Origin of the sequence: Bordetella muralis (assembly GCF_965139205.1) — a bacterium.
In the GTDB taxonomy this organism is placed as follows: Bacteria; Pseudomonadota; Gammaproteobacteria; order Burkholderiales; family Burkholderiaceae_B; genus Bordetella_A; species Bordetella_A muralis.
This window is the reverse complement of record NZ_CBCSIU010000005.1, coordinates 142,780-162,255: the sequence shown is the minus strand read 5'-3', so window position 1 is coordinate 162,255 and position 19,476 is coordinate 142,780. Positions and strand designations below refer to the sequence as shown.

Here is a 19,476-nt window from a genome sequence, read left to right as displayed (position 1 = left end):
CCCGTCGTATGATGCGCTTGCGGTCTCGGCTGACGCCGAGGCCACCCGTTTTGTGTGAGTGCCTGTATGACCATGCCGTGCCGGATTCGCGAGCCTCGTTGCTACCCGTGTAGTACGATCATCTCCTCTGACGAGGACGATGCACGACCGGCGACGGCATGGAAAATTTATTACGCAAACTCGACCTGACGTCGTTGCGGCTTTTCGTAGCCGTTTGCCAAGAACACAGCATCGCGCGCGCGGCCGAGCGTGAGTTCATCGCGCCCTCGGCGGTCAGCCGCCGCATCGCGGAACTCGAATCGCTGATCGGCCTGCCGCTCATTCAACGCCATACGCGAGGCGTGACGATTACCGAGGCCGGGCGGACTGTCTTGCACCATGCGGGCAAACTCATCGGCGACGTCGAGGCCATGGGCGCGGATCTGTCCCGGCTGTACTCAGGCGCCAAGGGGCATGTGCATGTTGCCGCCAACCTGTCGGCCATCGTGCAGTTTCTACCCGAGGATGTCGCCGCTTTTCAACGGCTGTTTCCCGACATAGACATCGAGCTCGAGGAGTGCCACAGCCCCGATGTACTGCGTCGCGTACGTGAGCGCGACGTGGATTTCGGTATCTGCAATAAGACGGCTGATATCGAGGGCCTGCACGCATTGCCATATCGCCGTGACCGGTTGGCCGTCATGTTGCCCGCATCGCATCCCAAGGCCGCTGCCCGTCAACTGAGCTTGCAGGATATCGCGGGGGAAACCTTCGTCGGTCTGGGTCCCGACAGCGCGCTGACGCAGATGTTGGCCGCTCGAGCGCAGACCATGGGCACGACGTTGACCGTCAAGATCCGCGTCACCAGCCTGGATGCATTGTGCCGGATGGCGCATGCCGGATTGGGCATCGCCATCATGCCGCAGCAGGTGGCGGAGCTGTATCTCTCTGCGTTGGATGTGGTGGTAAAGCCCTTGTCCGATTCTTGGGCGCGGCGAGAAATGAGCATCGTCTGTATTGATCCAGAACAACTGTCAGCCAGCGCCTCGGTGTTGCTGCGATTCCTGGCGCAGGACGCGTAATCTCCGCTCACGATGTCAGCCATGCCGAGACGGCACTTCGGATTGTCTCAACGTCTCCTTATAGTCTCAGCCACAGGGCAATAGACCCCGTATGCACCGAATGAGGAGACTCGCTTGATGATCGCTCGAACGTTGGCGGCCTGTACGCTCGCCATTTCAACCGCATTGTTCCAGACACCCGTCGCGCAGGCGGCGAACTATCCCGATCACCCGATCCGGCTGATTGTGCCTACGTCGCCAGGCTCCACCGCAGACGTGGTCGCTCGTGTGGTTGCGGATCATCTGGGCAAGGCGCTGGCCCAGCCCCTGATTGTCGAAAACCTGTCAGGCGCGGCCGGTATCCCCGGCACCCGGCAATTGGTGTCCGCTAAATCCGATGGCTATACCCTGGCGATCGTGTCGTCGAATCACGCCATCAATCCCAGCTTGTACAAAGACATGCCGTACGACAGCGTGCGCGACATCACGCCTATCTCGATGATCGGCACCACACCGCTTGTCGTTGTCGTGTCGGATACCTCGCCGTATCGCGATATCGGGGCTTTGCTGTCGGCAGCACGGACTCACCCCAAAGAGATCAACTACGGCTCATCGGGAACGGGCAGCGTCCTGCACCTGGCCGGCGAGCTGCTCAAGTCGCAAGCGGACATCGACATGACCCACATTCCATATCGAGGCGGCAACGCCTTGATTACTGATGTGATGTCCGGCCAGATTCAAACGGCATTTCTGGCCGTGCCCTCGGTATTGGCACAGATTCAGGCGGGCAAGCTCCGCGCATTGGCCGTCAGTACGCCAGAGCGTCTGACGGTGCTGCCAGACATTCCTACATTGGCCGAATCGGGCGTAAAAAATTACTCCTATGACGCCTGGATCGCCTTGATTGGTCCTGCCGGCATGGCGCCGGAACAAGTGAGTCAGTTGCAATCCGCCACGGCGCGTGTGATGAAAGATCCCGACGTACTAAAAGCCTTGCAACCCCTGGGATTCGTGTCGCAAGGAAGCACAACGGAGCAGGCCCGTAAAGTCCTGGATGATGAGGTCACTAAATCCCAAGGCCTGGTATCCGCCGCAGGAATCTCTGTTGAATAGTGTGAAGCATGTCTGAAACTCTGGTACTAGATCGTCCTGCGCGTTTTCTGTTTTTGTCCCGCGACCCTGCGCAGATCGCTGCGCAGCTCGCCGGGAAGCCCTTGACCCTGAGCCAGGCAAGTCCTTTGCGCGACGATGTGTCCACCGATGAGATCACGCCGGTGACCATCCTGACGCACTTTGACGAAAGCCTGGGGCGATTTCCCTATACCGGGTTGCAGGTCGCAGGTCAGCGCCCCATTGCAGAGAATGCGATTCGTCAGGCAGGGATCAACGTCGTCGTCGGTGGTAACCGCTACGGCAAGGGCTCGTCCCGTGAGCACAGTCCGATGGCGGAAAAGTCGGCGGGGGTGCGTCTGGTCATTGCCGAGAGTTTCGAACGTATCTATCGGCAGAACGCCGACAACATAGGCCTGTATACCAGCACCGATATGGGCCTGGTGGAGCGCCTGCAACGCGGCGAGCGCATTACTGTCGATGACATCGTCGCGGATCGCGACGATTTGGCGGCTGCAGTCGTGCGCGAGGGCGGATTGCTGGCGTTCGGACAGCGACATCTGCGGATAGCGGCGCAGCAGGACTCGACAGACGCGGTGCCACAAACCCTGTTCGAAAAAATCATCCGCCGCCACCTGTTGCGTACGCCCGTGACGTCGACGGCATTGGCGATAGGCGAGGGCGTCTTCGTACGAGCGGATTGGCGATTCATCCACGAGTACTACACCGGCATGGCCGCCCATATGTTGCATGCGCGTTTCGGCCGTCCGTTGACGCTCGTCGATAGCGCCAGCATCGTGGTATTCGAAGACCACACCTCGTATGTGGACGAGAGCCCGAATCATGTGCGTATGGGTTTTGTGCCCAAGGTGCGCTTCATGTGCCAGGCACAACGTGACTTCATCCACGACTATGGTCTGCGACAGCATCGCACTTTGACGGATGCCGAAGCCGCCCTGGATCCGGGCACGAACGTTGCCGGCATTTCGCACGCGATGATGGCCGAGCACTATGCCTCGCCGGGACAGGTGGTGGTGGGGACTGATTCGCATACCCCGCACAGCGGTGCCCTGGGTTGCGTGGCATTCGGTGTGGGCACGACGGATATGGCCAACGCGTTCATGACCGGCACTATCCGATTGACAATGCCCGCGAGTCTGCAGATCGACTTGTGCGGCCGGTTGCCGCCCGGCGTCACCGCAAAGGATGTCGTGCTGCATCTGTTGGCGCTGCCTGAAATCCGGGCAGGGGCGGGAGTAGGAAAAGTATTCGAGTTCACCGGACCCGCTGTCCGGGCCATGTCGATCGACGAACGCGCGACGTTGACCAACATGACGGCAGAGCTGGGCGGTTTGACCGGCATCGTTGCGCCCGACGAGGTGACCTGTGCCTTTTTGCGTGAACGTCGAGGTGTGCAAACGGACGTCGAACCGTGGATGCACAGCGATGAGGGCGCCGACTATGCGGCGACATTCACCGTCGATTGTGCTGCGCTATCGCCCTACGTCGCTGCACCTGGTGATCCCGGCAATGGCATGCCGTTGGCCGAACTCAATGAACGTCCACGCGTCGAGATCGCGTATGGCGGCTCATGCACGGCCGGAAAGCGCGAGGATTTCGATCACTATCACGACGTGCTGGCATGGGCGTTGGAAAACAACCTGCGTATCGCCGACGGCGTGACGCTTTTTCTGCAGTACGGCACAACCGCCGTACGCGATTACTGCCAGGCAAAAGGCTATGACCAGACTTTTGCCCGCATGGGGGCGCGCATCCTGCAGCCATCATGCGGCGCGTGTGCAAACTGCGGTCCTGGCTCATCCACCGACGCGAACCAAATCACCGTCAGCGCAATCAACCGCAATTTTCCCGGCCGCTCGGGGCCGGGCAGTGTGTGGCTGGCCAGCCCGCCGACAGTGATCGCCAGTGCGTTGGCTGGGGAATTGATGTCCTTTGAGGAAATCAAGGCACGCTACAAGGCGGCTTGAGCGGCAGCCACTGCGGCCGATGACTGAATTCGTCAGAGGAAGTGCTTTACGCTAGACGCCATCACCGCAGCTGGCTATCGACACGAGCATGGTGAGGCCCCCATTCGATGCAGCCTCGGACACGTTGAGGCTGCCTATTCGCTCGTTCCCTGCTCAATCTCTTCGAGCTCCGTCTGGATCTCCAGCCATTGCTCTTCGAGATTGTCCATCCGTTTGCCCAACTCGCCATGCTCGGCCATCACCTGTTGGCGCTCGGTACGGCGCGCGTCGGAATACAGGTCTGCATCTGCAATCAGCGCATCCAGCACCTGCAACCGTGCCCGCAGTTTGTCCATCTCGCTTTCCACTTTCGTCAGCTTGCCCTGCAAGGGTTTGCGTAACGCGGCCAACTTCTGGCGTTGCTCGGCTTCCAGGCGGCGTTGGGTCTTGCGGTCTACGGTCGCATTGTCTGCGCCGCTTGATGCAGCTTCCCCGCGTGCTTCTGCCCGCGCTTCCGCGCGAGATTCAGCTTGGCGCGCGTTCAACCAATCCCGGTAATCCTCTAGATCGCCGTCGAACTCGCGCACCTGTCCATCGGCAACAATCCAGAAACTATCTACGGTCGTGCGCAACAAATGGCGATCGTGCGAGACCAATAGCATGCTGCCCGAAAACTCGGCCAACGCTGCGGCCAGCGCTTCGCGTGTTTCCACATCCAAGTGGTTGCTGGGTTCGTCCAGCAGCAGCAGATTGGGCTTTTGCCATACGATCAACGAGAGCGCCAGACGCGCTTTTTCGCCGCCCGACATGGGGCCGACCTTGCCATTGACGGTGTCGCCGGAAAAACCGAAACCGCCCAGGTAATTGCGCAGTTCCTGCTCGCGCGCGTCTGGCGCGAGACGTGCCAGATGCTCCAGCGGCGTGCCATCCAGGTCCAGCATATCCAATTGATGCTGGTGAAAATAGCCGATCGCCAGACCTTTGGAGGCGCGGCGTTCTCCGGCTTGTACCGGGATTTCCTCGGCCAAGGTCTTGATCAGCGTACTCTTGCCGGCGCCGTTAGCACCCAGTACGCCGACACGGGCGCCTGCACGCACCATCAGCGTGACGTCTTTCAAAATGGAAACGTGCTGTCCATCCGCGCCGGTATAGCCCGCTGCCACCTTTTCCAACACCAATAGCGGATCCGGGGTGTGTTCAGGCGAGGGAATACGTATATCGATGCCGGCCTCGGCGTGCAGCGGCGCCAGCGTTTCCATACGCGCCAGCGCCTTGACCCGGCTTTGCGCTTGTTTAGCCTTGGATGCTTTGGCCTTGAAGCGATCAATAAAACTCTGCAGCCGCGCGGCCTCGCGAGACTGACGTTCATGCGCAATGCTGACCAGGCGTAACCGCTCGGCGCGTTGCGTCAGGAAATCTTGATAGCCGCCGCGATAGCGCACCAGCTTGCCGTGGTCAAAATGCAAAATGATCCGCGCCACCGCATCCAGGAACTCGGTATCGTGCGAAATCAACAGCACCGTGCCCGGATACGCCGCCAGCCATTTTTCCAGCCACAACATGGCGTCCAGATCCAAGTGGTTGGTCGGCTCGTCCAGCAGCAGCAATTCGGACGGCGCCATCAGTGCCCGGGCCAGGGCCAAACGCATACGCCAGCCGCCCGAGAAACTCGCGACGGGCTTCATCCATTCATCCGGTGCGAACCCCAGACCTGCCAGCAGTTGCTCCGCGCGCGAGTTCGCACTCCACACGCCGGCTTCGGCCAGCGCTGCCTCGAGTTCGGCGATGCGTGTGCCGTGATCATCATGCACCGCTGCGCGTTCGGCTTGCAGCGCCCGCAGATGCGTGTCGCCGTCAATCACGAATTCGCGGGCAGGGCGTTCGTCGGCGGCGATTTCCTGCTGCACGCTGGCGATGCGCCATCCTGCAGGGACATCCAGCGTGCCGGCATCCTGGTCCAGGGAGCCCGTCAGCAAGGCAAACAGTGAGGATTTGCCTGCGCCGTTCTTGCCGACAAAACCTACCCGTTCGCCAGGGTTCACTACAAATTCCGCGCCATCGAGCAGTACCTTGGTACCGCGGCGCAGCGTCAATCCTGATGCTCGTATCACAACTGTTCGCGGGTCAGTAGCAAGATCTGGTCCGACGCTTCTTCGGTGTCCAGCCAAATGGGTTCAAGTTCGGGGAACGCGGCCTCGAAATGATCGCGCTCATGACCGATTTCCAATACCAGCACGCCCTCGGGCGACAGGTATTGCGGGGCGGCTCGCAAAATGCGCCGCACCAGATCCATGCCATCCGTGCCGCCTGCCAGCGCGAGCGACGGCTCATGCCGATACTCGTCCGGCAGTTCGTCCATTGATTGGCTATTCACATAAGGCGGATTGCACACGATGACGTCATAGGCCGCTGCCGGCAACGCATCAAATAGATTGCTGTGATGCAATGCCAGACGATCCTGCAAGCCGTACTCATCTACATTCCGGCGAGCCACCTCCAACGCATCGGTCGACACATCGACGGCATCCACCTCTGCGTTCGGAAAGGCCAGGGCAGTCAGAATCGCCAGACACCCGGAACCCGTACACATATCCAGCGCGCGCGTGACCTCGAACGGATCGCGCACCCAGGGAGACAGACCTTGATCCAGCAATTCCGCTATTGGCGATCGCGGCACGATGACGCGTTGATCGACATAAAAACGATGACCGCGCAACCAGGCTTCGTGCGTCAGGTATGCGGCGGGCAATCGTTCGGTCACGCGGCGATCAATCAAGTCCAGTACGCGGGTACGCTCATTGGCCGTGACGCGCGCATCCAGAAATGGATCCAGCGTGTCGGGCGGCAGATGCAGTCCGTGCAACACCAGATAGACGGCTTCGTCCCAGGCATTGTCGGAACCATGGCCCAGCGCAATCCGAGCCGCGTTAAAGCGCGACACGCCATAGCGAATCAAGTCACGCAGGGTCTGCAATTCTTGGCGATCAGATGACGACATAGCGCCTCAGTGAGCCAGCAGCAGGTTTTCCAACGTGCGCCGGTAAATATTCTTCAGGGGATCCAGGCTATCGAGTGCGATGCACTCGTTGACCTTGTGGATCGTGGCATTGCAGGGACCAAACTCGATGACCTGAGGACAGATCTTGGCGATGAAGCGTCCATCCGAGGTTCCGCCCGTGGTGGACAGCTCAGTCTTGCGGCCTGTCTCGGATTCGATGGCCGCAGACAGGGCATCGGTCAACGAGCCACGCGGGGTCAGGAACGGCTCACCGCCCAATTCCCATTGCAGGTCGTATTCCAATCCGTGGCGATCCAGTACCTCATGCACACGCGCCTTCAAGGAATCCGGCGTGCTGGCCGTGGAAAAACGGAAATTAAATAGGGCGACTGCTTCGCCAGGCACCACATTCGTCGCGCCCGTACCCGCATTCAGATTCGACACTTGGAATGTCGTGGGCGGGAAATACTCATTGCCCCGGTCCCATTCGATATTCACGATCTCGGCCAGCGCGGGCGCGAGTTGGTGCACCGGATTGCGGGCCAGATGCGGGTAGGCCACGTGTCCTTGAATGCCCTTTACGGTCAACTTGCCCGACAGTGATCCACGGCGTCCGTTCTTGCAGACATCGCCGATCTCTGACGTCGACGTCGGTTCGCCCACAATGCAGTAATCGAGCTGCTCGCCTCGCGCTTTCAAGGCATTGCAGACGATTACCGTACCATCGATGGCGGGGCCTTCTTCGTCAGAGGTGATCAGGAAAGCAATCGAGCCAGAATGCTGCGGGTGGGCCGCCACGAACTCCTCGACCGCCACCACAAAGGCAGCGATCGAGCTTTTCATGTCGGCCGCACCGCGGCCGTACAGAAACCCGTCACGCTCGGTCGGCACAAAGGGATCGCTATTCCATTTTTCACGCGGGCCGGGCGGCACGACATCCGTGTGCCCGGCAAAGACGGTGAGCGGTCCTTCGGTGCCACGACGGGCCCAGAGATTCGTCACACCGCCTTGCGCGATGGTTTCGCAATGAAAGCCGATGCGCGATAGACGCTCGGCCAACAGGCTTTGGCAATCCTCGTCGACAGGCGTGACCGAGGGGCGGGCGATCAGGTCTTTGACCAGATCCAGTACGGCGGATTGACTCATTAAGCTCTCAGCAAATCGTTGATGCTGGTCTTGGCGCGCGTTTGCGCATCGACACGCTTGACGATGACGGCGCAAGCCAGGCTGTGCGAGCCGTCTTCCGAGGGCAACGAGCCCGGCACGACCACCGAGCCCGAGGGCACGCGGCCATAGGTGACTTTGCCCGTGGCGCGATCGTAGATCTTGGTGCTTTGCGACAGGAACACGCCCATGGCCAGCACCGAGTTTTCTTCGACCACGACACCTTCGACGACTTCGGAACGAGCGCCGATAAAGCAGTTGTCTTCGATGATGGTGGGATTGGCTTGCAGAGGTTCCAGCACGCCGCCGATGCCGACGCCGCCCGACAAGTGCACGTTCTTGCCGATCTGCGCGCACGAACCGACCGTGGCCCACGTATCGACCATCGTGCCTTCGTCAACATAGGCGCCGATGTTCACGTACGACGGCATCAGCACCACGTTCTTGCCGATAAAGGCGCCACGGCGGGCCACTGCCGGCGGCACCACGCGATAGCCGCCGGCCTGGAAGGCCGCATTGCCGAAGTCCGCGAATTTCGTCGGCACTTTGTCGTAGAACGTCAACGGAGCTTGGCCCATGACGGCGTTGTCGTGCAGACGGAACGACAGCAGCACGGCCTTTTTGATCCACTGATGCACAATCCATTCACCGGTCGATTTGTCGGCCACGCGCAGGCGGCCCTGATCCAGGGCGGCGATGGTGTGCTCGACCGCATCACGCACTTCGGCGCTTGCGTCGGAGGGTGACAGGTTGGCCCGGGCTTCCCAGGCTTGTTCGATAGTGGTTTGCAGGTCGAGAGTCATGACGCTTTATTTACGTAGAAAAGGTTGATCAAACAGAGGTTTTGACAAAATGCGCGATGCGTTCGGCCGCCTCGACGCATTGCGCCAAAGGAGCCACCAGCGCGATGCGGATTCGGCCCGCACCCGGATTGATTCCGTGCGCCTCGCGGCCGAGGAAACTGCCGGGCAGTACGGTAACACCAGTACGGCCGTAGAGGTCGCGCGCAAAGCTGGTGTCCGACGCTGGCGTGGGCACCCATAGATAAAAAGACGCCTGCGGCATGCGCACGTCCAGCACGCGCTGCAGAATGGGCACGACGGCTTCGAATTTCGCCCGATATTGCCTGCGATTATCGGCAACGTGGGTCTCGTCGGTCCAGGCTGCGACGCTGGCCGCGGCGATCACCGGGCTCATCGCGCTGCCATGATACGTGCGATACAGCAAAAACTGCCCGATCAGTTTGGCATCGCCCGCGACAAAGCCCGAGCGCATGCCCGGCACGTTCGAACGTTTGGACAGGCTGGAAAACGCCACCAGATTGGCATAGTCATCGCGCCCCAGGCGGCGCGCCGCCTGCAGGCCGCCCAGCGGCGGGTTGCCTTCGTCGAAATAGATCTCGGAATAGCACTCATCCGAGGCAATCACGAAACCATGACGATCAGACAGCTCGAACAGCACCCGCCATTCGTCCAGCGACATGACGTTGCCGGCCGGGTTGCCGGGGGAACACACAAAAACCAATTGCGTCCGTTTCCACACATCCTCCGGCACGCTGCCCCAGTCGCAGCCGAAATCGCGCGCCGGGTCGGCATTGACGTAATACGGCGTCGCGCCAGCCAGCAGCGCCGCGCCTTCATAGATTTGATAAAACGGATTCGGGCAGACCACCAGCGCGTCTGCGTTCGGGTCCACGACGGTTTGCGTAAAGGCAAACAAGGCTTCCCGCGATCCCAGCACCGGCAAGACCTCCCGGTCGGCGTCCGGCGCAGGAATGCTGTAGCGCTGTGCCAGCCATTGCGCGATCGCCTGGCGCAACGCGGCATCGCCCTTGGTCGCCGGATAGACCGACAGACCCTGCAGCGCGCCGCATAGGGCTTCGCCCACGCGCGCGGGGGCTGCGTGCTTGGGCTCGCCGATAGACAGATTGATCGGCGTCAGTCCCTCTGGCGGGGTGCCGGCCTCGGCCAGCAAAGCCCGCAATTTTTCAAAGGGATAGGGGTGCAGGGAATGTAATCGGGGATTCATAAGCAAGATTTTAACAAGCAAGCTACAATAGCGGGCTTGGTACCGCGAAGGTGGCGAAATTGGTAGACGCACCAGGTTTAGGTCCTGACGCCGTAACAGGTGTGGGGGTTCGAGTCCCCCCCTTCGCACCACGAATTATGTACGACTCGGTTGGCCTTGTGCTGACTTTCTGACGATCCCCCCTGGCATTCCGATGTCTTTGGGGGATTTTCTTTTGGTGCGCTTGATGATCGGCCGCGCGCCGTTTTTTCATCGCGACCGCCTACTAGCACCTGCCAGCTGCCAAAAAGAGAAACCCGCCAGGGCTGTGTTTTTTCCACAGCCCTGGCGGGTCTTTTGCAGCCCAGACGTGCAGTGCCGGCTCAATGCTCCTTGACCGGCGCCGCCAGCAATTTGTCGACATAGGCAATCCCGACTGCCGACAGAATAAACGTCACATGAATGATCGTCTGCCACATGACCCCGGTCTCGGTGAAACGTGAGTTGGGCGAGCCAATATTGCCTGCCTCGATAAAGGTGCGCAGCAGATGAATTGACGAAATCCCGATGATGGCCATGGCCAGCTTGACCTTCAGCACGCTGGCATTGACGTGGCTCAACCACTCCGGGCTGTCTGGGTGGCCTTCCAGGCGCAGCCTGGACACAAAGGTCTCATAGCCGCCGACGATGACCATGACCAGAAGGTTGGAGATCATCACCACGTCGATGAGACCCAGCACAATCAGCATGATCTCCATTTCGCCAAAGCTTGTGGCGTGTGAGACCAGATGCCAGAGCTCCTTGAGAAAGAGCATCACATAGACGCCCTGGGCAATAATCAAACCCAGATAGAGCGGGAGTTGCAGCCAGCGCGAGCTGAAAATCAATGCCGCCAGAGGAGCCAGGCGGCGGGACGTACGATCAGACGAATTCATGGTGTTTCAGGAATCTGTAAGAAAACAGGCAGGGAGCGATTCTACCAAGCGCGGGCGTCGATAGTGTGATCGTCGTGTGCGAAATGCTACTTGGGGACCAGGCGCCATCGGGTGGGCGCCCAGGTCGATTAAGCTCTCGCATATCTAACGATGCTGATGACGAGGAGTGCCGATGGACATTGAACAACAAATCGCCCAATGGGAATCCGAAGAACAAGCCGTGCGCGCGCGTCTGATGTCCGCGGACAGCCGACCGTCCGCGAGCATCGCCGGCAAGACCGGGATGGAACTGTTGCAGGCGATTTTTGCCGGGGAATTGCCCCCTGCGCCCATCGGTGCGACGCTGGATTTCGTGCCGGTCCATATCGAGCCGGGTGTTGCTGTATTCCAGGGGCGGCCCCAGCGCAAACATTACAACCCGCTGGGCAGCGTGCACGGCGGCTGGTTTGCCACATTGCTGGATTCGGCGGTCGGCTGTGCCGTGCATTCGACCTTGCCCGCCGGCAAGGGTTACACGACCTTGGAGCTCAAGGTCAACATGGTGCGGGCCTTGAGCGACCGAGTGCCTCTGGTGCGAGCGGAAGGCAAAGTCATCCACGCCGGGCGTCAGGTGGCGACAGCCGAGGGCCGGCTAGTCGGCCCCGATGGCAAGCTGTACGCCCATGCCACGACTACGTGTTTGATTTTTGATCAGCCCGGGGCGGCCTAGCGTCCTGATGCCGCGTCATGAGACTGTTTGAGTCATAGCTGGCCTGCGCGCCGAGCGGCCGTGCGCGACAGCGCAGCCCAATCCAGATGTCCCTCTCCATGCGCCAGGCTCTCGATATGTGTGTCACGCAGTGCACTGGCGATAGGCAAGGGGACGTTTGCACGTTCTCCCGCCGCCAGGGTCAGGCGCACGTCCTTCAAACCGAGCGACAATTTGAAGCCTGCTGGTTCGTATCGATCCTGAGCGATGGCCCCCCCATAACCTTGGTAAACAGGCGCTGCGAATACGGTGGAGGTGATCAAGTCCAGAAACTCCGTCTTGGCTACATCATGGCCTTGCACCAGCGCGACGGCTTCGCCCATCGTGCCAATGGCGCTGGCGATCATGAAATTCACAGCCAGCTTGACGGCATTGGCCTGTTCGGGGCGAGCGCCGCATTTCCAGGTTTTTTGGCCTAATACGTCGAATAACGGTTGCGCCGTCGCCAGTGCCTGCGCGTCGCCGGCTGCCAGAATATTGAGTTGACCTGCTTCGGCTACATTCACCCGGCCGAGCACGGGGGCGGCGACATACTGCACTCCCTTGTCCTGATGCTCCTGTGCCAGGTTGCTGGCCAACTCGACTGAAATGGTTGCCATGTTGATATGCAATGCTCCCGTTTTGAGAGTGGCGAGGACTTGCCCATCGAGAATCGTCGCACGTACCGCCTCATCGTCAGCCAATATGGAGATCAGGATATCTGCATCCGCGGCTGCCTCGCGCGCGCTCGCTGCTGCACTGGCTCCACGTTCGGCCAGCGTTGCTAGCGGGGCAGGGGATCGATTCCACGCGTGGACCGTATAGCCGGCCTTGAGCAGATTGCTTGCCATGGGCAGACCCATGGTGCCCAGGCCGAGAAAGGCGATTTTCATGATGATGCTCCTTGTGGAAATTAGGGATTTATCGATGCTTCGTCAGCCCATCGGGCTCCAGCGCTTTCAGCGCCACGTCGACAACGGCCTGCATGTCCTGACGCGAGCGTCCAGTCTTGCCGATAACGCGCATACCTTGTGTGAGACACAACAGCATGCGCGCCGCCGCAGCGCTATCGACGTGCGCGGCAATCGAACCATCGGCTTGCCCTTGTTCAATCACGCCAATCAACAGGCTCTCATTGCGACTCAGCGCGTCCGAGATATGCCGGGCGACATCGCGCTCAAATGCGGACAGCTCCGTCGCACTGGCGACGACCAGGCAGCCTTGGCGGCCAGCGGCACCCTGCGAAGATGCGACATAGAACTCCAATATCCCGCGCAGTCTCGCCAAGCCATTTCCCGTCTCGCCCACGAAATCCTGCAGCTTGCGGGCGCGTGCCGCACGATAGTGCTCAAACGCCGCCAGAAATAGCGATTGCTTGTCCTTGAATGCTTTGTAGAGACTGCCTTGCGTCAAGCCTGTCTCTGTCGTCAGGTCGCTGATCGAAGCGCCGTGATAACCGCGTTTGCTGAACACGCGTACGGCCCGATCCAACGCCTGGTCCATGTCGAATTCGCGGGGTCGGCCTCGCGAACGAGCCGAGGTGTTTGATGCTTGCCGGATTGCAGTCATATCGGTGATTTAGAAAATGATCGTTTTCTAAATTAGTCCAAATCGCCGCCGTTTGCAACGCCCATGCTATTCTGGCCGCCACCTATCATTCACAAGGCGAGTCACTATCGTGCAGTCTTACGAATCCATTTTCTGGGGAATGGCGATTGTGGTGCTGTTGGCGTTGGCTGGCGGCGCGTTGATGGGACGGTCAGCCCGGGTCACGCATAGTCTGGCGGGCGTGGCCGCCCAGTCCCTGGTTGTAACGGCGGTCGTGGCCTATTTGGCAGCCGACGCCGGGGCAGGAGGCATGACAGCGCTGCTGGCTATTGCCTCCTCCATGTTTTCGTTGGTCATCGGCACGGCCGCCGCTTTGTTGACCCGTCGCGTACTGCGCGAGCGACGGGCCTCTGTGAACGGGTCGGATTCCCAGGGGTGATCCAGTCATGCATGCATCCACAGTACATTCGTGCGGAATGTGACTTGATCAGTGTCCGACAGCGTCAATTTTCGTCGTCGTCCTCATCCTCATCGTCATAGTCGTCCTCGTCTTCATCGTCTTCTTCTTGCTCCAGCGCATCGTGACCCTTCCAGGTCAGTCGCCAGTAGGTCTCTGCATCACGGTCATCGGTGGCAGGGACCAGCGTGATCAATCCCGCATCCGACAAGATATCCAGATGGTGCGCGATCAATGGGGCCGGGGGCGCATCCGGCATGCTTCCTTGCACAGCCGCCTCGATGTCCTCTTGCGATAGCGCCGCCGTATCCGCGTCACGCAGTTCGCCCAGAATGGTGACAACCAGATCGAAATCACGTTGCATAGTCTCAGGTCCTTTTCGTTATTGAATGCGCTGTCCAACCCTTTGGGCGACAACAAAGCCAAGTATGGGGCGAGGGCACCCACGGAAAAACAGATTCGGCGATAAATTAGGGTAAATCCGAACCCCATATAACTATCGATTATGACTACATAGTTCGCTCTAGGCTGGTATAGTCGCGTCCCTTGCGTACCAAAGCATGAAGGAGGGGCACGCACATGGACATCATCAGCACACAGACCGCCGAAATTTCAGGCGGCGTTGCGCTGGAGACCACCATAGACGGCGAGCGCATCAGCACTTACGTCGTCACGGGGGTGTCCGACCTGGAGGCCATTGCCGATATCGTGCCTCACGAAAAAGTTGATGCAGGCGCGGAAATTCACGTGACTGTCGTCGACGACATCGATTCGGCGCAAGATCAAATCGACCAAGTGCTCGACAATCTCAATCCTGGCGACGTGGCCGTCTTCCTGTGCGCAGACGAAGACGCCTATAACGCCGCGCTGGATTTGTTGGGACTTCCGGTCGACTGATTCCAAAATCAGCGCACGACCCGTTCTTGCGCAAATAGTTCCGAAAATACGACCTTGCAGTTGCGCTTTGTTGCATTATTGGTACGTATTTTTGAGGATTATGTTGACTTGTCAGGGGAACCTAACGATAGTGACGGCACACGATCTCAAGCGTTGTGATTTTCGATCAGTGCAGTGCCTTTCCGGCCGGCGTTATTGTTCTACTGTCCCCTTCTTGATTGATTCGTGACTCCCGGGCATTTTGCCCACAACATTTAGGAAATACAGTATGGAAACCGGCGTTGTTAAGTGGTTCAACTCGGAAAAAGGCTACGGCTTCATCACCCCGGAAGCGGGTGGCAAAGATCTGTTCGCGCACTTCTCGGAAATCCAAGCCAATGGCTTCAAGTCCCTGGAAGAAAACCAGCGCGTCAGCTTCGTGACGGCTAATGGTCCCAAGGGCCCGCAAGCAACGAAGATTCAAGTTCTGTAATCAGATCTTGATGAAAAAAGAAGCCCCTGCGGGGGCTTTTTTGTTATCTACGCTCGGTTTGTAACGGTCATGCCCTCTTTGGAGGTAGCATTTCGGCAACGATTTGTCGGTTTTGTTGTGTCAATTTGCAAAGTTTGACGTTCTGCAAGACCCCACATACACTGAGCAAGCGAGATTTTCAAGCGACGCGGTCGTTATTCCTGTCGCCGTCATGGTACCCAGTTAGTTGCCCCTCCTTGATCATCTGGCGCTCCCGCGAGCAATCGCTACTAGAAGGTGAAGGACACAGTCATGGCAACAGGTATCGTCAAGTGGTTCAACTCGGAAAAGGGCTATGGTTTCATTACGCCCGATGATGGCAGTAAAGATCTTTTCGCCCACTACTCGGAAATTCGCAGCGACGGTTACAAATCTCTGCAGGAAAATCAACGCGTGACGTTCGAAGTGGGCCAGGGCCCCAAGGGTCCCAGCGCTAAGAACATCAAAGTGACGGCCTGATCTGGCCGGACCAGGCGCTTTGCAGCCTGTTTGCGCTCCTGGCGGCGGCCGCTGCCAGGAGCGTTTTGCTTAGGCCCGTAAAATCCCCGGTTTTCCTTATCTAAAACGAGTCCGGGTCAGGGCTTTCCCGAGGCAAAACCTCTCCTTTGGCAGAGGTCTTGAACTTTCCGGTAAAATCACCTGTTAACCCGTTTGTTCACACTTCACTTATTTCTCGGATAATTTTGATGCAGCCTGTGGTTGAAACCCTCTCTGGTCTGGAACGCCGCGTAGATCTGTCGGTTTCCGTGGCCGACGTCGAAAAGGAAGTCCAGGCGCAATTGAAGCGCGTAGCCCGTACGGCCAAAGTGCCCGGGTTCCGTCCTGGCAAGGCTCCTCTGGCTATGCTCGAGCGCAGCCATGGCCCCGGCATCCGCTACGACGTGATCAATGGCCAGGTCGGCCGCGCTTTCGAACAAGCCGTCGACGGCGCCAAGCTCCGTGTGGCCGGCGCGCCCACGCTCGAGCCCAAGACCGAAGGCATTGCCGATGACACGCTGGCCTTCACGGCCACCTTCGAGGTGTATCCCGAAGTCGCCGTGCCTGATCTGTCTGCGCTTGCCGTTACCCGTTACGACACCGCCGTTTCTGACGCCGAAGTCCAGCAAACCCTCGACGTGCTGCGCAAGCAACGCGCCACCTACGAGGCCCGCGAAGGCCGCGCCGCCGCAGACGGCGACCGTGTCACACTCGATTTCGCCGGCACCATCGACGGCGTTCCCTTCGAGGGCGGCAAAGCCGAAGACTTCCCCTTCGTGTTGGGCCAAGGCCGCATGCTGCCCGAGTTCGAGGCGGCTGCCAAAGGCCTGAAAGCCGGCGAAACCAAGGTGTTCCCGCTGAGCTTCCCCGAAGACTACCAAGGCAAAGAAGTCGCCGGCAAAACGGCTGAGTTCACCATCACCGTCAAAGAAGTCGCCGAAGGCGTCCTGCCTGAGGTCGATGGCGAGTTCGCCAAGGCCCTCGGCCAAGCTGAAGGCGACGTCGAGAAACTCAAGGCCGACATCCGCACCAACATCGAGCGCGAAGTCAAAGCCCGTTCGCAAGGCCGTACCAAAGCCAGCGTCATGGACGCCCTGGTCGAGGCCGGCAAATTCGACGTGCCCAAAGCCCTGGTCGACAGCGACGTAGAGAGCCGTGTCCAGGCTGCCCGCGAAGAGCTCAAGCAGCGCGGCATCCCCAACGCCGAGTCCGTGCCGATCCCGGCCGAAGCCTTCACGACTGAATCCGAGCGTCGCGTGCGCCTGGGCCTGCTGGTTTCCGAACTGGTCAAACAAGCCCAATTGCAAGCCAAGCCCGAACAAGTCCGTGCTCGCATCGAAGAGTTCGCGCAAAACTATGAACAGCCTGCTCAGGTTGTCAGCTACTACCTGACCGACCGCCAGCGCCGCGCTGAAATCGAAGCCATCGTGCTCGAAGACAACGTCGTGCAACACGTGCTCGAAAAAGCCAAGGTCACGGAAGAGCAGGTACCTTTCGATCAGTTGATGGGGATGGCGTAAGCATGCAGCGGTTTACCGATTTCTATGCGGCAATGCATGGCGGGGCTTCGGTCACGCCGACCGGCCTGGGTTACATTCCCATGGTCATCGAGCAGTCCGGGCGCGGTGAGCGCGCCTATGACATCTATTCGCGCCTGCTGCGCGAGCGTTTGATCTTTCTGGTTGGCCCCGTCAATGACAATACGGCCAACCTGATCGTGGCGCAGCTGCTGTTCCTGGAGTCGGAAAACCCCGATAAGGACATCTCGTTGTACATCAACTCGCCCGGCGGGTCGGTGTATGCCGGGATGGCCATCTTCGATACCATGCAGTTCATCAAGCCCGATGTTTCGACGTTGTGCACAGGCCTGGCCGCCAGCATGGGTGCATTCCTGCTGGCAGCGGGCAAAAAGGGCAAGCGTTTCACTTTGCCCAATTCGCGTATCATGATTCACCAGCCCTCCGGCGGTGCGCAGGGTCAGGCCTCTGATATCCAGATCCAGGCCCGGGAAATTCTCGACCTGCGTGAGCGTCTGAACCGCATTTTGGCCGACAACACCGGCCAACCCGTCGACCGTATTGCCGTAGACACAGAGCGCGACAACTTCATGTCGGCCGAAGATGCGGTATCGTATGGTTTGGTGGACAAGGTTCTCGCATCCCGTTCCGAGGGCTAGGCTCGCGAAACACCGGGCCTAAGCAGTGCCGTGACGTCCAAGTAAGCGTTGAATGCGCCGGCCTTGATCGGCGGCGCATTTTCACCAGAGATACGAAACACATATGCCTGATAAAAAGGGACCGGCCGACGCAAAAGTGCTGCACTGCTCGTTCTGCAACAAGAGCCAGCACGAAGTCCGCAAGCTGATTGCAGGGCCATCGGTGTTCATTTGCGATGAGTGTATTGACCTCTGCAATGACATCATCCGCGAAGAAGCGCAAGCTTCAGCGCGTGCCGCTATACGGTCTGAGCTGCCTACGCCGACCGAAATCAAGACCTTTCTGGACCAATACGTCATCGGCCAGACGCTGCCCAAGCGCATGCTGGCCGTGTCGGTGTACAACCACTACAAACGCATTCGCCACGGCGAAATCAAAGGCGACGAGGTCGAGCTCTCCAAGAGCAACATCATGCTCATCGGGCCGACCGGCTCGGGCAAGACGCTCCTGGCCCAGACCTTGGCCCGCATGCTGAATGTCCCGTTTGTGATGGCCGACGCCACCACCCTGACCGAAGCCGGTTATGTGGGTGAAGACGTTGAAAACATCATCCAAAAGCTGCTGCAAAACTGCAACTACGAGGTCGACAAGGCTCAGCGCGCCATCATCTATATCGACGAAATCGACAAGATCTCGCGCAAGTCCGACAACCCCTCCATCACCCGCGATGTCTCGGGTGAGGGCGTACAGCAGGCATTGCTCAAGCTCATCGAAGGCACCGTCGCGTCCGTGCCGCCGCAGGGTGGCCGCAAACACCCCAACCAGGATTTCGTCCAGGTTGATACCACCAACATTCTGTTCATCGTGGGTGGTGCGTTCGACGGCCTGGAAAAAGTCATCCGCGACCGTACCGAAAAGTCCGGCATCGGTTTCTCCGCCTCCGTCAAGGCAAAGTCCGAGCGGGGCGTAGGCGAGTTGTTCAGCGAAGTCGAGCCCGAGGATCTGATCAAATTTGGTCTGATTCCCGAGTTGGTGGGCCGTCTGCCCGTCGTGGCGACCCTGGACGAGCTCGACGAGGCTGCGCTCGTTCAAATCCTGACCGAGCCCAAGAACTCGCTGATCAAGCAGTTCCAAAAACTCTTCGCCATGGAAGGCGCAGAGCTCGACATACGCCCCGGTGCACTCAAGGCCATTGCCCGCAAGGCGCTCAAGCGCAAAACGGGCGCTCGCGGCCTGCGTTCCATTATCGAAGGTGCCTTGCTCGATACCATGTATGACTTGCCTTCTCAGGGCAACGTCAGTCGCGTGGTGCTTGACGAAAATGTCATCGATGGCGACGGCAAACCCTTGCTGATCTACGCCGACGAGACGGTGACCTCCGACAAACCGGCTCAACCCCAGGTGCGAGGCGCAGCTGCTTGATTCGTTGCTTCGTCAAGCAAAGCAAAATCCAGCAAAAAAACCCGTTTTGTAACGGGTTTT

Annotated in this window: 20 protein-coding genes and 1 tRNA gene; 12 read left to right on the top strand and 9 right to left on the bottom strand. The window is 59.4% G+C overall.

Annotation, left to right across the window (positions count from 1 at the left end):
* The first annotated feature begins 158 nt into the window (after positions 1 to 158).
* The 3 genes from ACNA0I_RS10500 to ACNA0I_RS10490 all read left to right on the top strand — a co-directional run bounded on the left by ACNA0I_RS10500 (position 159) and on the right by ACNA0I_RS10490 (position 4,138).
* On the top strand, positions 159 to 1,061 hold the full coding sequence (locus ACNA0I_RS10500) for a LysR family transcriptional regulator (RefSeq protein WP_415805943.1): 903 nt from the start codon (positions 159 to 161) through the stop codon (positions 1,059 to 1,061).
* A gap of 117 nt (positions 1,062 to 1,178) precedes the next feature.
* Positions 1,179 to 2,153, top strand: a complete 975-nt coding sequence (locus tag ACNA0I_RS10495) for a Bug family tripartite tricarboxylate transporter substrate binding protein (protein ID WP_415805942.1) — start codon at positions 1,179 to 1,181, stop codon at positions 2,151 to 2,153.
* Positions 2,154 to 2,161: 8 nt separating this feature from the next.
* On the top strand, positions 2,162 to 4,138 hold the full coding sequence (locus ACNA0I_RS10490; protein WP_415805941.1) for an aconitase family protein: 1,977 nt from the start codon (positions 2,162 to 2,164) through the stop codon (positions 4,136 to 4,138).
* A 134-nt stretch (positions 4,139 to 4,272) separates the two neighbouring features.
* On the opposite strand, the gene ACNA0I_RS10485 is transcribed toward ACNA0I_RS10490, so the two are convergent.
* Genes ACNA0I_RS10485 through dapC form a run of 5 tightly spaced genes read right to left on the bottom strand, consistent with a single transcriptional unit; the run spans position 4,273 to position 10,307 of the window.
* Positions 4,273 to 6,228, bottom strand: a complete 1,956-nt coding sequence (locus ACNA0I_RS10485) for an ABC-F family ATP-binding cassette domain-containing protein (RefSeq protein ID WP_415805940.1) — start codon at positions 6,226 to 6,228, stop codon at positions 4,273 to 4,275.
* Positions 6,225 to 7,115, bottom strand: a complete 891-nt coding sequence (gene prmB, locus ACNA0I_RS10480; RefSeq protein WP_415805939.1) for a 50S ribosomal protein L3 N(5)-glutamine methyltransferase — start codon at positions 7,113 to 7,115, stop codon at positions 6,225 to 6,227. Before prmB ends, ACNA0I_RS10485 begins: the two co-directional genes overlap by 4 nt.
* Before the next feature lie 6 nt (positions 7,116 to 7,121).
* A complete protein-coding gene (gene dapE / locus ACNA0I_RS10475; protein ID WP_415805938.1) occupies positions 7,122 to 8,261 on the bottom strand; it encodes a succinyl-diaminopimelate desuccinylase in 1,140 nt (379 codons plus the stop codon).
* Positions 8,261 to 9,082 (bottom strand): 2,3,4,5-tetrahydropyridine-2,6-dicarboxylate N-succinyltransferase, encoded by an 822-nt coding sequence (gene dapD, locus ACNA0I_RS10470; protein WP_415805937.1) that lies wholly within the window; start codon positions 9,080 to 9,082, stop codon positions 8,261 to 8,263. Before dapD ends, dapE begins: the two co-directional genes overlap by 1 nt.
* Before the next feature lie 28 nt (positions 9,083 to 9,110).
* Entirely contained in the window at positions 9,111 to 10,307 is a 1,197-nt protein-coding gene (dapC, locus tag ACNA0I_RS10465; protein WP_415805936.1) for a succinyldiaminopimelate transaminase, read from the bottom strand.
* Between the two features lie 44 nt (positions 10,308 to 10,351).
* Between dapC and ACNA0I_RS10460 the strand changes: the two genes are divergently transcribed.
* A tRNA-Leu gene (locus ACNA0I_RS10460) sits at positions 10,352 to 10,438 on the top strand.
* 231 nt (positions 10,439 to 10,669) lie between these two features.
* Here the strand turns inward: ACNA0I_RS10460 and ACNA0I_RS10455 are convergent.
* Complete coding sequence (locus tag ACNA0I_RS10455) at positions 10,670 to 11,221, bottom strand: TIGR00645 family protein (protein WP_415805935.1); 552 nt, start codon at positions 11,219 to 11,221, stop codon at positions 10,670 to 10,672.
* A 172-nt stretch (positions 11,222 to 11,393) separates the two neighbouring features.
* Between ACNA0I_RS10455 and ACNA0I_RS10450 the strand changes: the two genes are divergently transcribed.
* Positions 11,394 to 11,930: a PaaI family thioesterase gene (locus ACNA0I_RS10450; RefSeq protein ID WP_415805934.1), complete on the top strand. Its 537-nt coding sequence runs from the start codon at positions 11,394 to 11,396 to the stop codon at positions 11,928 to 11,930.
* A gap of 32 nt (positions 11,931 to 11,962) precedes the next feature.
* Here the strand turns inward: ACNA0I_RS10450 and ACNA0I_RS10445 are convergent, their stop codons facing one another.
* Positions 11,963 to 12,841 carry an NAD(P)-dependent oxidoreductase gene (locus ACNA0I_RS10445; RefSeq protein WP_415805933.1) on the bottom strand — a complete coding sequence of 293 codons (879 nt, stop codon included), beginning with the start codon at positions 12,839 to 12,841 and terminating at the stop codon, positions 11,963 to 11,965.
* Between the two features lie 28 nt (positions 12,842 to 12,869).
* Positions 12,870 to 13,451 carry a TetR/AcrR family transcriptional regulator gene (locus tag ACNA0I_RS10440; RefSeq protein ID WP_415805932.1) on the bottom strand — a complete coding sequence of 194 codons (582 nt, stop codon included), beginning with the start codon at positions 13,449 to 13,451 and terminating at the stop codon, positions 12,870 to 12,872.
* A 175-nt stretch (positions 13,452 to 13,626) separates the two neighbouring features.
* Here ACNA0I_RS10440 and ACNA0I_RS10435 point away from each other — a divergent pair, with 175 nt between their 5' ends.
* Entirely contained in the window at positions 13,627 to 13,935 is a 309-nt protein-coding gene (locus ACNA0I_RS10435) for a hypothetical protein (RefSeq protein WP_415805931.1), read from the top strand.
* Between the two features lie 64 nt (positions 13,936 to 13,999).
* On the opposite strand, the gene ACNA0I_RS10430 is transcribed toward ACNA0I_RS10435, so the two are convergent.
* The gene (locus ACNA0I_RS10430) at positions 14,000 to 14,317 is read right to left on the bottom strand and encodes a DUF2513 domain-containing protein (protein ID WP_415805930.1); all 318 of its coding nucleotides are present in this window, start codon (positions 14,315 to 14,317) and stop codon (positions 14,000 to 14,002) included.
* Positions 14,318 to 14,532: 215 nt separating this feature from the next.
* On the opposite strand from ACNA0I_RS10430, the gene ACNA0I_RS10425 reads away from it, so the two are divergent.
* From ACNA0I_RS10425 to clpX, 6 genes are all read left to right on the top strand, one after another.
* Complete coding sequence (locus ACNA0I_RS10425) at positions 14,533 to 14,850, top strand: hypothetical protein (RefSeq protein ID WP_415805929.1); 318 nt, start codon at positions 14,533 to 14,535, stop codon at positions 14,848 to 14,850.
* Between the two features lie 268 nt (positions 14,851 to 15,118).
* Complete coding sequence (locus tag ACNA0I_RS10420) at positions 15,119 to 15,322, top strand: cold-shock protein (RefSeq protein WP_012249703.1); 204 nt, start codon at positions 15,119 to 15,121, stop codon at positions 15,320 to 15,322.
* Between the two features lie 291 nt (positions 15,323 to 15,613).
* Positions 15,614 to 15,820 carry a cold-shock protein gene (locus ACNA0I_RS10415; RefSeq protein ID WP_094821944.1) on the top strand — a complete coding sequence of 69 codons (207 nt, stop codon included), beginning with the start codon at positions 15,614 to 15,616 and terminating at the stop codon, positions 15,818 to 15,820.
* Between the two features lie 227 nt (positions 15,821 to 16,047).
* The gene (gene tig / locus ACNA0I_RS10410) at positions 16,048 to 17,358 is read left to right on the top strand and encodes a trigger factor (RefSeq protein WP_415805928.1); all 1,311 of its coding nucleotides are present in this window, start codon (positions 16,048 to 16,050) and stop codon (positions 17,356 to 17,358) included.
* 2 nt (positions 17,359 to 17,360) lie between these two features.
* Entirely contained in the window at positions 17,361 to 18,014 is a 654-nt protein-coding gene (clpP, locus tag ACNA0I_RS10405; RefSeq protein ID WP_415805927.1) for an ATP-dependent Clp endopeptidase proteolytic subunit ClpP, read from the top strand.
* Positions 18,015 to 18,117: 103 nt separating this feature from the next.
* Positions 18,118 to 19,416, top strand: coding sequence for an ATP-dependent Clp protease ATP-binding subunit ClpX (gene clpX / locus ACNA0I_RS10400; protein WP_415805926.1), 1,299 nt, complete (start codon positions 18,118 to 18,120; stop codon positions 19,414 to 19,416).
* The last annotated feature ends 60 nt before the right edge of the window (positions 19,417 to 19,476 follow it).

Coding starts and splice junctions, on each gene's coding strand:
- ACNA0I_RS10500 (WP_415805943.1), top strand. CDS start 159: ATGGAAAATTTATTACGCAAACTCGACCTGACGTCGTTGCGGCTTTTC.
- ACNA0I_RS10495 (WP_415805942.1), top strand. CDS start 1,179: ATGATCGCTCGAACGTTGGCGGCCTGTACGCTCGCCATTTCAACCGCA.
- ACNA0I_RS10490 (WP_415805941.1), top strand. CDS start 2,162: ATGTCTGAAACTCTGGTACTAGATCGTCCTGCGCGTTTTCTGTTTTTG.
- prmB (WP_415805939.1), bottom strand. CDS start 7,115: ATGTCGTCATCTGATCGCCAAGAATTGCAGACCCTGCGTGACTTGATT.
- dapE (WP_415805938.1), bottom strand. CDS start 8,261: ATGAGTCAATCCGCCGTACTGGATCTGGTCAAAGACCTGATCGCCCGC.
- dapD (WP_415805937.1), bottom strand. CDS start 9,082: ATGACTCTCGACCTGCAAACCACTATCGAACAAGCCTGGGAAGCCCGG.
- dapC (WP_415805936.1), bottom strand. CDS start 10,307: ATGAATCCCCGATTACATTCCCTGCACCCCTATCCCTTTGAAAAATTG.
- ACNA0I_RS10455 (WP_415805935.1), bottom strand. CDS start 11,221: ATGAATTCGTCTGATCGTACGTCCCGCCGCCTGGCTCCTCTGGCGGCA.
- ACNA0I_RS10450 (WP_415805934.1), top strand. CDS start 11,394: ATGGACATTGAACAACAAATCGCCCAATGGGAATCCGAAGAACAAGCC.
- ACNA0I_RS10445 (WP_415805933.1), bottom strand. CDS start 12,841: ATGAAAATCGCCTTTCTCGGCCTGGGCACCATGGGTCTGCCCATGGCA.
- ACNA0I_RS10440 (WP_415805932.1), bottom strand. CDS start 13,451: ATGGACCAGGCGTTGGATCGGGCCGTACGCGTGTTCAGCAAACGCGGT.
- ACNA0I_RS10430 (WP_415805930.1), bottom strand. CDS start 14,317: ATGCAACGTGATTTCGATCTGGTTGTCACCATTCTGGGCGAACTGCGT.
- ACNA0I_RS10425 (WP_415805929.1), top strand. CDS start 14,533: ATGGACATCATCAGCACACAGACCGCCGAAATTTCAGGCGGCGTTGCG.
- ACNA0I_RS10420 (WP_012249703.1), top strand. CDS start 15,119: ATGGAAACCGGCGTTGTTAAGTGGTTCAACTCGGAAAAAGGCTACGGC.
- ACNA0I_RS10415 (WP_094821944.1), top strand. CDS start 15,614: ATGGCAACAGGTATCGTCAAGTGGTTCAACTCGGAAAAGGGCTATGGT.
- tig (WP_415805928.1), top strand. CDS start 16,048: ATGCAGCCTGTGGTTGAAACCCTCTCTGGTCTGGAACGCCGCGTAGAT.
- clpP (WP_415805927.1), top strand. CDS start 17,361: ATGCAGCGGTTTACCGATTTCTATGCGGCAATGCATGGCGGGGCTTCG.
- clpX (WP_415805926.1), top strand. CDS start 18,118: ATGCCTGATAAAAAGGGACCGGCCGACGCAAAAGTGCTGCACTGCTCG.